12 protein-coding genes are annotated in these 12,857 nt (G+C 59.7%); 9 read left to right on the top strand and 3 right to left on the bottom strand.

The genetic code is table 11. The annotated features are described in order from the left end of the window. Positions 1–206 precede the first annotated feature (206 nt). From argS to ACA062_RS01750, 9 genes are all read left to right on the top strand, one after another. A complete protein-coding gene (gene argS, locus ACA062_RS01790; RefSeq protein WP_497454963.1) occupies positions 207–1,943 on the top strand; it encodes an arginine--tRNA ligase in 1,737 nt (578 codons plus the stop codon). Position 1,944: 1 nt separating this feature from the next. Beyond that, the gene (locus ACA062_RS01785; RefSeq protein ID WP_497454962.1) at positions 1,945–2,652 is read left to right on the top strand and encodes an SPOR domain-containing protein; all 708 of its coding nucleotides are present in this window, start codon (positions 1,945–1,947) and stop codon (positions 2,650–2,652) included. A 232-nt stretch (positions 2,653–2,884) separates the two neighbouring features. Beyond that, positions 2,885–3,415 (top strand): ATP-dependent protease subunit HslV, encoded by a 531-nt coding sequence (gene hslV, locus ACA062_RS01780; RefSeq protein WP_007948954.1) that lies wholly within the window; start codon positions 2,885–2,887, stop codon positions 3,413–3,415. A 55-nt stretch (positions 3,416–3,470) separates the two neighbouring features. Further along, entirely contained in the window at positions 3,471–4,808 is a 1,338-nt protein-coding gene (gene hslU, locus ACA062_RS01775; RefSeq protein WP_497454961.1) for an ATP-dependent protease ATPase subunit HslU, read from the top strand. 136 nt (positions 4,809–4,944) lie between these two features. Next, on the top strand, positions 4,945–5,322 hold the full coding sequence (locus tag ACA062_RS01770; protein ID WP_497454960.1) for a gamma-butyrobetaine hydroxylase family protein: 378 nt from the start codon (positions 4,945–4,947) through the stop codon (positions 5,320–5,322). 256 nt (positions 5,323–5,578) lie between these two features. Then, complete coding sequence (gene phaC, locus ACA062_RS01765; RefSeq protein WP_497454959.1) at positions 5,579–7,258, top strand: class II poly(R)-hydroxyalkanoic acid synthase; 1,680 nt, start codon at positions 5,579–5,581, stop codon at positions 7,256–7,258. Positions 7,259–7,414: 156 nt separating this feature from the next. After that, a complete protein-coding gene (phaZ, locus tag ACA062_RS01760) occupies positions 7,415–8,269 on the top strand; it encodes a poly(3-hydroxyalkanoate) depolymerase (protein WP_497454958.1) in 855 nt (284 codons plus the stop codon). Between the two features lie 114 nt (positions 8,270–8,383). Further along, positions 8,384–10,066: a class II poly(R)-hydroxyalkanoic acid synthase gene (gene phaC, locus ACA062_RS01755; protein WP_497454957.1), complete on the top strand. Its 1,683-nt coding sequence runs from the start codon at positions 8,384–8,386 to the stop codon at positions 10,064–10,066. Positions 10,067–10,271: 205 nt separating this feature from the next. Continuing rightward, entirely contained in the window at positions 10,272–10,892 is a 621-nt protein-coding gene (locus ACA062_RS01750) for a TetR/AcrR family transcriptional regulator (protein WP_497454956.1), read from the top strand. 180 nt (positions 10,893–11,072) lie between these two features. Here the strand turns inward: ACA062_RS01750 and ACA062_RS01745 are convergent, their stop codons facing one another. The 3 genes from ACA062_RS01745 to ACA062_RS01735 all read right to left on the bottom strand — a co-directional run bounded on the left by ACA062_RS01745 (position 11,073) and on the right by ACA062_RS01735 (position 12,844). After that, a complete protein-coding gene (locus ACA062_RS01745; protein ID WP_497454955.1) occupies positions 11,073–11,888 on the bottom strand; it encodes a phasin family protein in 816 nt (271 codons plus the stop codon). A 10-nt stretch (positions 11,889–11,898) separates the two neighbouring features. Next, entirely contained in the window at positions 11,899–12,321 is a 423-nt protein-coding gene (locus tag ACA062_RS01740; protein ID WP_128872206.1) for a phasin family protein, read from the bottom strand. A 247-nt stretch (positions 12,322–12,568) separates the two neighbouring features. Beyond that, on the bottom strand, positions 12,569–12,844 hold the full coding sequence (locus tag ACA062_RS01735; RefSeq protein ID WP_497454954.1) for a polyhydroxyalkanoic acid system family protein: 276 nt from the start codon (positions 12,842–12,844) through the stop codon (positions 12,569–12,571). Positions 12,845–12,857 lie beyond the last annotated feature (13 nt).

Genomic DNA, 12,857 nt, shown 5'->3' with positions numbered 1-12,857 from the left:
GGGCGCCGCGCTCAATCAGCAAAAACGCGTCATCGTTAACCTCCATCGCGAGCAAGCTCGCTCCTACAGTGAAGGGGCCCGAATAGTCACCACATATCCACAACCTGCCCGCTATAGTTGGCAAGCCCGTCTTCGCAACGGATAATGCCCAGTTTTTCCACTAGCGCATCCAGGCGCCGCCGCGCTTGCGGTCGAAAGAGAACACCATGAAAGACACCATTCGCCAGCTGATCCAACAAGCCATCACCCAACTCGTCAACGAAGGTGTGTTGCCTGAAGGCCTGTCGCCGGCGATTCAGGTGGAAAACTCCCGTGACAAGACTCACGGCGATTTCGCCAGCAACATCGCGATGATGTTGGCCAAACCGGCCGGCATGAAGCCGCGCGACCTGGCCGAGAAAATCATCGCCGCGCTGCCGGCTGACGAAAACGTCTCCAAAGCCGAAATCGCCGGCCCGGGTTTCCTCAATTTCTTCCAGAACACCCAAGCCCTGGCCACTCGCCTGGATGCCGCCCTGGCCGACGCTCACATCGGCGTGCGCAAGACAGGTCCGGCGCAGCGCACCGTGGTCGACCTGTCGGCGCCGAACCTGGCCAAAGAGATGCACGTCGGCCACTTGCGCTCGACCATCATTGGCGACGGCGTGGCGCGGGTCCTCGAGTTCCTCGGCGACGAAGTGATCCGTCAGAACCACGTCGGCGACTGGGGCACCCAGTTCGGCATGCTGATGGCGTACCTTCAGGAAAACCCGGTCACCAGCGACGAGCTGTCGGACCTGGAAAATTTCTACCGCGCGGCCAAGCAGCGTTTCGATGAATCCGAAGAATTCGCCGACCGCGCTCGTGGCCTGGTGGTCAAGCTGCAAGCCGGTGACCCGGACTGCCTGGCGCTGTGGACCAAGTTCAAGGACATCTCGCTGTCCCACTGCCAGAAAATCTACGATCTGCTGAACGTCAAACTGACCATGGCCGACGTGATGGGCGAAAGCGCCTACAACGACGACCTGATCAACGTGGTCAACGACCTCAAGGCCGCCGGCATGCTGGTCGAAAGTAACGGCGCCCAGTGCGTGTTCCTCGACGAGTTCAAGAACGCCGATGGCGACCCGCTGCCGGTGATCATCGTCAAGGCCGACGGCGGCTACCTCTATGCCACCACCGACTTGGCGGCCGTGCGTTACCGCAGCGGCAAACTGAATGCCGATCGCGCGCTGTACTTCGTCGACCAGCGTCAGGCCCTGCACTTCCAGCAAGTGTTCGCGGTGGCCCGCAAGGCCGGCTTCGTGACGCACCCGATGGAAATGGAACACATGGGCTTCGGCACCATGAACGGCGCCGATGGCCGTCCGTTCAAGACCCGTGACGGCGGCACCGTGAAGCTGATCGACCTGCTGACCGAAGCCCAGGATCGTGCCTATAACCTGGTGAAAGAAAAGAATCCGGAACTGGCTGAGGACGAACTGCGCAACATCGCCAGGGTCGTGGGCATTGGCGCGGTGAAATACGCCGATCTGTCCAAGCATCGCACCAGCGACTACAGCTTCAACTTCGACCTGATGCTGAACTTCGAAGGCAACACCGCACCGTACCTGCTGTACGCCTACACCCGCGTGGCCGGGGTGTTCCGCAAACTCGGCAAGGATTTCAGCGAAGTCGAAGGCCCGATCGTCCTCGAGGCGGCACACGAACACGAACTGGCCGCGAAACTGGCGCAGTTCGGTGAAGTGTTGAATAACGTGTCCGATAAAGGTACGCCGCACATTCTGTGCACCTACCTGTACGATGTCGCCGGCCTGTTCTCCAGTTTCTACGAGAACTGCCCGATCCTCGGCGCCGACACCCCGGCGCAAATGCAGAGCCGTCTGCGCCTCGCCGCGCTGACCGGCCGCACTCTCAAGCAAGGCCTGGAACTCTTGGGTCTGGAAACTCTGGAGCGTATGTAAGTTGGCCGCCAAGAAAAAACCTGCACCCAAGCGTGGCGCCAGCCGTTACCAAGCTCCTGCAAAGCAACCGATTCCGGGCTGGCTGTGGATGGCCATCGGCCTCACGGTCGGGGCGTTTATCGTGTTCCTGATGAAGCTGGAACCGGGCAAGGGCAGCGAGAGCGTCAAGCGCGAGAAAATCGAGCAGCAGAAAGCCACCCGGATCGCCGAGGCCAACAAGACCCCGCCGAGCCCGACACAGCCGGTGAAGCCGAAATACGACTTCTATACCTTGCTGCCGGAATCGGAAGTGATCGTGCCGCCGGACGCGGTGCCGGAGAAAACGCTGCCGACGCCGCAAGTGCCGGCCATTCCGACCACGCCGGTGACGCCGGAGCAAGCGGCGAAGATCGATACCGCGCGGGCTCAGGCAGCACTGGCCGGGATTACTCCGCCGCCAGCGCCGCCGGTTTCCAAAGCGGCGCCGGTGACCAGGTTCTTCCTGCAGGCCGGTTCGTTCCGCAAAGAGGCTGACGCGGACAAGGTTCGCGCGCAGATCATCCTGCTGGGTCAGGCTGTGGCGGTAGAGTCCGGCACGGTGAAGGACGAGACCTGGTACCGGGTATTGGTCGGACCGTTCAGCAACCGCGAGCAGCTGACCACCGCCCAGAAACAACTGGCCGGCAGCGGTTTCAGCAATCTGTTGTTACAACAACGCCAGAGCCGCTGATTCCGCCAGCAACACCGCGTCATCGTTCTTCGCGGGCAAGCCTCGCTCCTACAGGATTTACGCATTTCCCTGTAGGAGCGAGGCTTGCCCGCGAAGGCGCCAGAACAAACAACACACCCTTCCCTGCCTAACACCGCTCGTCCCCTCTCCCTCCCTACAGTTGAAAAACGCATCACCACCCCCATATGAGTTGGCATAAGGCATTTTCGCCCCACTGCGTGGAGACTCTCCCTTGACCACCATCGTTTCAGTTCGCCGCCACGGCAAAGTCGTCATGGGCGGCGACGGCCAGGTTTCTCTGGGCAATACCGTGATGAAAGGCAACGCGAAGAAAGTTCGCCGCCTGTACCACGGCCAGGTGATCGCCGGCTTTGCCGGCGCCACTGCTGACGCCTTCACCCTGTTTGAGCGTTTCGAAGGCCAACTCGAGAAACACCAGGGTCATCTGGTTCGCGCCGCCGTCGAACTCGCCAAAGAGTGGCGCACTGACCGTACCCTCAGCCGCCTCGAAGCCATGCTCGCGGTCGCCAACAAAGACGCGTCCCTGATCATTACCGGCAACGGCGACGTGGTCGAACCCGAAGAAGGGTTGATCGCCATGGGTTCAGGGGGTGGTTATGCCCAGGCCGCCGCCAGCGCGCTGCTGAAGAAAACCGATCTGTCCGCCCGGGAAATCGTCGAAACCGCACTCGGCATCGCCGGCGACATCTGTGTATTCACCAACCACACCCAGACCATTGAGGAGCAGGACTGCGCCGAGTAAGCCTGTTCAGGCCTTTGTGCCACGGCTCATTCTTGCTTGAGGTCCGCCAAATACTATGTCCATGACTCCCCGTGAAATCGTCCACGAACTCAATCGCCATATCATCGGCCAGGACGATGCCAAGCGCGCCGTCGCCATCGCGCTGCGTAACCGCTGGCGTCGGATGCAGTTGCCTGAAGAACTGCGCGTTGAAGTGACCCCCAAGAACATCCTGATGATCGGACCGACCGGCGTCGGTAAAACCGAGATCGCCCGGCGCCTGGCCAAACTGGCCAACGCCCCGTTCATCAAAGTCGAAGCGACCAAGTTCACCGAAGTCGGTTATGTCGGTCGCGACGTCGAATCGATCATTCGTGACCTGGCTGACGCGGCCATCAAACTGCTGCGCGAACAGGAAATGACCAAGGTTCGCCATCGCGCCGAAGACGCCGCCGAAGAACGCATCCTTGACGCCCTGTTGCCACCGGCACGCATGGGTTTCAACGAAGACGCCGCGCCGTCGGCCGATTCCAACACCCGCCAGCTGTTCCGCAAGCGCCTGCGCGAAGGTCAGCTGGACGACAAGGAGATCGAAATCGAAGTCGCCGAAGTGGTCGGCGTCGATATCTCCGCGCCGCCGGGCATGGAAGAAATGACCAACCAGCTGCAGAGCCTGTTCGCCAACATGGGCAAGGGCAAACGCAAGAGCCGCAAGATCAAGGTCAAGGAAGCGCTGAAACTGGTGCGTGACGAAGAAGCCGGTCGCCTGGTCAACGAAGAAGAGTTGAAGGCCAAGGCCCTGGAAGCGGTCGAGCAGCACGGCATCGTGTTCATCGACGAAATCGACAAGGTCGCCAAGCGCGGCAACACCGGTGGCGTCGACGTGTCCCGTGAAGGCGTGCAGCGCGATTTGCTGCCGCTGATCGAAGGCTGCACCGTCAACACCAAACTGGGCATGGTCAAGACCGACCACATCCTGTTCATCGCCTCCGGTGCGTTCCACCTGAGCAAGCCGAGCGATCTGGTGCCTGAGCTGCAAGGTCGTCTGCCGATTCGCGTCGAGCTGAAGGCGCTGACGCCTGAAGACTTCGAACGCATTCTCAGCGAACCGCACGCCTCGCTCACCGAGCAGTATTGCGCCCTGCTGAAAACCGAAGGCCTGGTCATCGAGTTCCAGCCGGACGGCATCAAGCGAATCGCCGAGATCGCCTGGCAGGTCAACGAGAAGACCGAGAACATCGGTGCCCGTCGCCTGCACACCCTGCTCGAGCGCCTGCTTGAAGAGGTGTCGTTCAGCGCCGGCGATCTGGCCAGTGCCCACGATGAGAAGGCGATCCTGATCGACGCCGACTACGTCAACAACCACCTGGGCGAATTGGCGCAGAACGAAGACCTGTCCCGTTATATCCTGTAAGCCATACTTGTAGGAGCGAGCTTGCTCGCGATGAACCTGAGTGCGACGCGTTTATTCAGAAAACACGCGTTATCGTTAACGTCCATCGCGAGCAAGCTCGCTCCTACAGGGTTCCACCCATAACGGAACTCAGGCCATGACCCAACTCCCCACCGACATCAAACTGCACAAAGCCTCGAAAACCCTGTCGCTGAAATACGCGTCCGGCGAGGAATTTCACCTGCCCGCCGAATTCCTTCGCGTGCACTCTCCCTCCGCCGAGGTCCAGGGCCACGGCAAACCCATCCTGCAATTTGGCAAGATCGGCGTAGGCCTGGTCAAGGTCGAACCGGCCGGCCAGTACGCACTGAAACTGACCTTCGACGACGGCCACGACAGCGGCCTGTTCACCTGGGAATATCTCTACCAGCTGGGCATGCGCCAAGAGGATCTCTGGAACGATTATCTTGCCGAGCTCAAAGCGGCCGGAAAGACCCGTGATCCGAGCGAATCCATCGTCAAGCTGATGCTCTAGGTCGGGCCTCTCGTTCTTTAGAGGGCATTTTCTAATTTCATCTGTTTGAATGCTCGGCTTACAGGCCGACGATTGGCCTGCTTGCGAAAAAAATTAAACTCGGGTAACCAATGGAACTGGCAAGGTCCCTGCAGTGCTCGCTGAACTGAAAAGCAGCGATGCAGAATTAAACGGTCACCCGAGCAGTAGTACCTGGCATTGGCTGTGAGACTGCGCAGCCGGCCCGGGTATTCGTCGGGACAATGGAGCGTCGTAGATGAGTAACAAGAATAACGATGACTTGAAGTATCAGGCCTCGGAAAACACCTTGGGACTGAATCCTGTCGTTGGGTTGCGTGGTAAGGATCTGCTGGCTTCTGCCCGGATGGTGCTCAGGCAAGCCATCAAACAACCTATTCACAGTGCCAGGCATGTCGCCCATTTTGGTCGTGAGCTCACCCACGTGCTGCTCGGCAAGTCCGGGCTGCAACCGGCAAGCGATGACCGTCGCTTCGCGGATCCGGCCTGGAGCCAGAACCCGCTCTACAAACGTTATCTGCAAACTTATCTGGCGTGGCGCAAGGAACTCCACGACTGGATCGACGAGAGCAATCTGTCGCCCAATGATGCCAGTCGCGGGCATTTCGTGATCAACCTCATGACCGAAGCCATGGCGCCGACCAACAGCGCGGCCAACCCGGCGGCGGTCAAACGCTTCTTCGAAACCGGCGGAAAAAGCCTGCTCGACGGCCTCTCGCATCTGGCCAAGGATCTGGTGCACAACGGCGGCATGCCGAGCCAGGTCAACATGGGCGCATTTGAAGTCGGCAAAAGCCTGGGCGTTACCGAAGGCGCCGTCGTTTTCCGCAACGACGTGCTGGAGTTGATCCAGTACCGGCCGACCACCGAGCAGGTGCACGAGCGTCCCTTGCTGGTAGTGCCGCCGCAGATCAACAAGTTCTACGTGTTCGACCTGAGTCCGGACAAGAGCCTGGCGCGGTTCTGCCTGCGCAACAACGTGCAGACCTTCATCGTCAGCTGGCGCAACCCGACCAAGGAGCAGCGCGAGTGGGGGCTGTCGACCTACATCGAGGCGCTCAAGGAAGCGGTCGACGTGGTCACCGCGATCACTGGCAGCAAAGACGTGAACATGCTCGGCGCCTGCTCCGGCGGCATCACCTGCACCGCGCTGCTGGGCCACTATGCGGCGCTCGGCGAGACCAAGGTCAATGCGCTCACCTTGCTGGTCAGCGTGCTGGATACCACGCTGGACAGCGACGTGGCGCTATTCGTCAACGAACAAACCCTCGAATCCGCCAAGCGCCACTCTTATCAGGCCGGTGTGCTGGAAGGCCGCGACATGGCGAAAGTCTTCGCCTGGATGCGCCCCAATGATCTGATCTGGAACTACTGGGTCAACAACTACCTGCTGGGCAACGAGCCGCCGGTGTTCGACATCCTGTTCTGGAACAACGACACCACACGGTTGCCTGCGGCATTCCATGGCGACCTGATCGAACTGTTCAAAAACAACCCGTTGATTCGCCCCGATGCACTGGAAGTGTGCGGTACGCCGATCGATCTGAAGCAGGTCACTGTCGACATCTTCTCCCTGGCCGGGACCAACGATCACATTACGCCGTGGAAGTCCTGCTACAAATCGGCGCAACTGTTCGGCGGCAAGGTCGAGTTCGTGCTGTCCAGCAGCGGGCATATCCAGAGCATTCTGAACCCGCCGGGCAATCCGAAATCGCGCTACATGACCAGCAGCGAAATGCCGGGCACGGCTGAGGACTGGCAGGAAAACTCCACCAAGCACACTGACTCCTGGTGGTTGCATTGGCAGGCCTGGCAGGCCGAGCGTTCGGGCAACCTGAAAAAGGCTCCGGCGAAACTGGGCAACAAGGCGTATCCGCCAGGCGAGGCGGCACCAGGCACTTACGTACACGAGCGGTAACTGACATACCTCGCTCCCCTGTAGGAGCGAGCTTGCTCGCGAAAAACGTGAGGGCAACGCGTTAACCAGGCAGCACGCGTTATCGTTGACGTCCATCGCGAGCAAGCTCGCTCCTACAGGGGGGGCGGGGATGAATTCACCCACAGGGTCTGAAGCATGCCGCAACAGTTCATATTTCGTACCGTCGACCTGGATGGCCAAACCCTCCGCACGGCGGTACGCCCCGGCAAGCCTCACTTGACGCCCTTGCTGATTTTCAACGGCATCGGCGCCAACCTGGAGCTGGTGTTTCCGTTCATCGCGGCGCTGGACCCGGACCTGGAAGTCATCGCCTTCGATGTACCTGGCGTCGGCGGCTCGTCGACGCCAAACCGACCGTATCGTTTTCCGGGCCTTGCGAAACTCACGGCGCGGATGCTCGACTATCTCGACTATGGACAAGTCAACGTGATCGGCGTGTCCTGGGGTGGTGCCCTCGCCCAGCAGTTCGCTTTCGACTATCCCGAGCGGTGCAAGAAACTCGTTCTGGCGGCCACGGCGGCTGGCATGGTGATGGTGCCGGGCAAGCCAAAAGTGCTATGGCTGATGGCCAGCCCACGGCGCTATATCCAGCCGTCTCATGTCATCCGCATTGCGCCAATGATTTACGGCGGTGCGTTCCGGCGCGATCCAACCCTCGCCGCCAGCCACGCCGCCAAGGTGCGTTCCGCGGGCAAGCTCGGTTACTACTGGCAGTTGTTCGCGGGCGTCGGCTGGACCAGCATTCACTGGCTGCACAAGATCCATCAGCCCACCCTGGTGCTGGCCGGCGACGACGATCCGCTGATCCCGCTGATCAACATGCGCGTGCTGGCGTGGCGGATTCCCAATGCTCAGTTGCACATCATCGATGACGGGCATCTGTTCCTGATTACCCGGGCCGAAGCAGTGGCACCGATCATCATGAAATTCCTTGAGGAAGAAAGACAGCGCGCGGTCATGCATCCGCATCCGGCGCCATTGGGCGGTTAACCGGCCCATTGTCGGTCGGCAGGGTGCCGCTGCGCGCAACAACCCGTAACAGCGACTATGGTGTTCTGGTTCGACGTATTTGTTTTAGGCCTGAAGACCAAGGAGTGTTGAGTCATGCGCGATAAACCAGCGAGGGAGTTTTCACCGACTCCCGCCGCGTTCATCAACGCACAGAGTGCGATTACCGGCCTGCGGGGGCGGGATCTGTTTTCAACCCTGCGCAGCGTTGCCGCCCATGGTTTGCGCAACCCGGTGCACACCGCCCGACACGCCTTGAAACTGGGCGGCCAGTTGGGTCGAGTGCTGCTGGGTGAAACCCTGCACCCGACCAACCCGCAGGACAATCGCTTTGCCGACCCCGCATGGAGCCTCAACCCTTTTTATCGCCGCAGCCTGCAGGCTTATCTGAGCTGGCAAAAGCAAGTCAGAAACTGGATCGACGACAGCAACATGAGCCCGGACGATCGCGCCCGTGCCCACTTCGCGTTCGCGTTGCTCAACGACGCCCTGGCCCCGTCCAATACCTTGCTCAATCCACTGGCTATCAAGGAGATCTTCAACTCCGGCGGCAATAGTCTGGTGCGCGGTATCAGCCACCTGGTCGACGACTTCCTGCACAACGACGGCCTGCCCAGACAGGTCACCAAACAAGCTTTCGAAGTCGGCAAAACGGTCGCCACCACCACCGGCTCCGTGGTGTTTCGCAATGAGTTGCTGGAGCTGATCCAGTACAAGCCAATGAGCGAAAAGCAGTATTCCAAACCCTTGCTGGTGGTGCCGCCGCAGATCAACAAGTACTACATTTTCGACCTGAGCCCCCACAACAGCTTCGTCCAGTTTGCGCTGAAAAACGGCCTGCAAACCTTCATGATCAGTTGGCGCAATCCTGATGTGCGCCATCGCGAATGGGGGCTGTCGACCTACGTTGAAGCCGTGGAAGAAGCGATGAACGTTTGCCGGGCGATCACCGGTGCCCGCGAGGTCAACCTGATGGGCGCCTGTGCCGGCGGCCTGACCATCGCCGCCCTGCAAGGGCATTTGCAGGCCAAGCGACAACTGCGCAGGGTATCCAGCGCGACCTACCTGGTAAGCCTGCTCGACAGTCAGATGGACACGCCCGCGACCCTGTTCGCCGATGAGCAAACCCTCGAGGCGGCCAAGCGCCGGTCCTATCAGAAAGGCGTGCTGGACGGTCGAGACATGGCCAAGGTTTTTGCCTGGATGCGCCCCAACGATTTGATCTGGAGTTACTTCGTCAACAACTACCTGTTGGGCAAGGAACCGTCGGCGTTCGACATTCTCTACTGGAACAACGACAGCACGCGCCTGCCAGCGGCCCTCCATGGCGACCTGCTGGACTTCTTCAAGCACAATCCGCTGAGTCATCCGGGCGGCCTTGAAGTGTGCGGTACGCCGATCGACTTGCAGAAAGTCACGGTCGACAGCTTCAGCGTGGCCGGCATCAATGACCACATCACCCCCTGGGACGCGGTGTATCGCTCCACCCTGCTGCTGGGTGGCGAGCGTCGCTTCGTACTCTCCAACAGCGGGCATGTGCAGAGCATTCTCAACCCGCCCTCCAACCCGAAAGCCAATTTCGTCGAAAGCACGAAGCTGAGCGGCGACCCACGGGCCTGGTATTACGACGCCAAGCAAGTCGACGGCAGCTGGTGGACTCAGTGGCTGGCCTGGATCCAGGAGCGTTCAGGCGCACTGAAAGAAACCCGGATGACGCTGGGCAACCAGAATTATCCCCCGATGGAGGCAGCGCCCGGCACCTACGTGCGCGTGCGCTGAACCTTAAAACGCTGCAGCCAGCCTTCAATCCTGTAGGAGCGAGCTTGCTCCGGGCGGCGTTCCGACGATGGACGTTAACGATAACGCGTGCTGCCTGGTCAACCGCGTGCTCCTTTCGTTTTTCGTCGGAATGCCGCCCGGAGCAAGCTCGCTCCTACAGGGACAGGCGTTGGCTGTGGCATGACTCGATCAATAAGAAGACTGGATGAAAACCCGCGACCGGATCCTCGAATGTGCCCTGCAGTTGTTCAATCAGAAGGGCGAACCGAATGTCTCCACCATGGAAGTTGCCAATGAAATGGGGATTAGCCCGGGTAATCTTTACTACCACTTTCACGGCAAGGAACCGCTGATACTCGGCTTGTTCGAGCGCTTCCAGGCTGAACTTGCGCCACTGCTCGATCCGCCGGCCGATGTCGAACTGGCCCCTGAAGATTACTGGCTGTTCCTGCACCTGATCGTCGAGCGCCTGGCGCACTACCGGTTTCTGTTCCAGGACCTGTCGAACCTGGCCGGGCGCCTGCCGAAGCTGGCCAAGGGCATCCGCAACCTGCTCAACGCGCTCAAGCGCACGCTGGCTTCATTGCTGGCGCAGTTGAAAGCTCAGGGGCAGTTGGTCAGCGACACCCAGGCGCTGGGTCAGTTGGTGGAGCAGATCACCATGACATTGTTGTTCTCGCTGGACTACCAGCGGATTCTTGATCGTGGGGGTGAGGTGAGGCTGGTGGTGTATCAGATCATGATGCTGGTGGCGCCGCATCTGCTGCCACCGATCAAGGTGGCGACCGAACAGCTGGCACTCCAATACCTCGAAGAACACGAATAACCCCCCTGTAGGAGCTGGCTTGCCAGCGAAGGCGGACTGTCAAACGAAATCAATGTTGAATGTGACGGCCCCTTCGCTGGCAAGCCAGCTCCTACAGGGGAACGCAGTGTTCATTGAACCGTGCACAAACAAAAACGCCCGACCTTTGCAGGCCGGGCGTTTTCTTGAGTCCCGGGAAAATCAGGACTGACTGGTTGGCGTCGATGGGGCTGGCGCGGCAGTCGGGGTTGCAGCAGGGGTCGGTGCAGCAGCGGAGTTCGATGTGCTGACCGGGGTTGCCGGGGTGGCGGCAGCCACTGCTGGTTTTGGTGCAGCGGCTTTCGGCGCTGCCGGTTTTTTCACTGCCGGCTTCTTCGCGGCGGCAGGTTTTGCCGCTGCTTTGGTGGCCGGTTTGGCTGCTGCGGTTTTCGCTGCAGGCTTGGCTGCTGGTTTAGCCGCCGCTTTGGCGGCGACGGGCTTGGCTGCTGCAGGTTTAGCGGCGGCTGTCTTGGCGGCTGGTTTAGCGACTGGTTTAGCGCCAGCCTTGGCCAGCGGCTTGGCAGCCGGTTTCGCTGCTGCGGTTTTGGCCGCAACAGGCGCAACCTTGGCACCGGTGAGTTTTTCGATTTGCTTGGTCAGGGTATCGACCTTGCTGTGCAGTGCCTTGACCTCATTGCGGCTGGGTACGCCCAGGCGCGAAATGGCGCTGTTCAGACGCTTGTCGAAAGCCCCTTCCAGTTCATCCCACTTGCCCATTGCACGATCTTTCACGCCGCTGATACGCGACTTGGCCGACGAAGCGGAATCCTTGGCGGCATCGACTTTCTTATCGACAGCGCTCTTGGTGAGCTTCTCGGCTTTCTCGCCATCTTTAACCAATGCATCGAAGAGCTTGCTGCCGTCAGTGTCGATCTTCGAGTACACGCCCAAACCAGCCAGCCAGATTTTGCGGGAGTAGTCTTCGACCTTCCCGATCCACGAGCTGCCTTCTTTATCGGTGTTCTTTTTACCAGCCATCCCGTTCTCCTTAAGATTTATGCGCGACGCGTTCGAGCAATGCCGTCAGCTCATCGAGCTTGGCAGAGAGTGTCTCCACGTCATGTTTAGACGGAATGCCGATACGATTCAAGGTACTTGCGACACGCGAGTCAAAAGCCTTCTCGACTTTGTCGAGTTGAACTTCGACCTTGCCTTTGAAAGAGCTGACTTCAGTCTTGGCTTCATCGATCTCGGCATTAGCCGCTTCCAGCTTCTCGGCAACGGCTTCTTTGCCTTTCTTTTCAACAGCTTGACCGGCAACGATCAGCTCTTGAAAGTACTCGCTACCCTCTTGGCCGACCCTGGCGTAAGCCCCCAGGCCTGCCAGCCAGATTTTGCGAGCATAGGATTTGACGTCGCTCAGAGCCGTTGTCGAAGCGTCGATTTTTTTCTTCAAAATAACTTTGGCCATGGTGCACCTCACGCGCAGAAGGTTTGAGGAACTGCCCGCGAAAGCGTCGGGCTCAGGCACAAAGTAGTGAGAATAATTAGAAACGGCACCCTAACAACTGACACAGACAAGTGGCCATCCCACCAAACCTGTGGGAGCGGGCTTGCCCGCGATAGCGTTACATCATTCAACATTGATGTTGACTGACACTCCGTCATCGCGGGCAAGCCCGCTCCCACAGGTATCGCATTCCACAGAAAGAATCGGGTCAGACCAACGCTTTATCGAGGGCCTTCTCGATTTCCGATTTGATGGTGCCGCTCATGGCCGACATCAACAGACCCAACTCGACATCGACCCTGATCCAATCCTCACCCACATGAACCTCGCCTTTCACACCTGAACGTCTGAGGTTCAGTGTATCGCCGGACCATTGCGGCTCCAGGCCATATTGCTCGGACAGCTTCTGCGCCAACTTGTCGGCCTTCTCGCGGGCCGCTTCCCTGCCCAGGCCGTGGGCACGCTCAACACTAATACGGGCCATCGAATGACTCCTG

It is taken from the genome of Pseudomonas sp. LBUM1679 (assembly GCF_059695565.1).
Note: the sequence above shows the minus strand (reverse complement) of the source record. Positions and strands in the feature narration are given on the sequence as shown.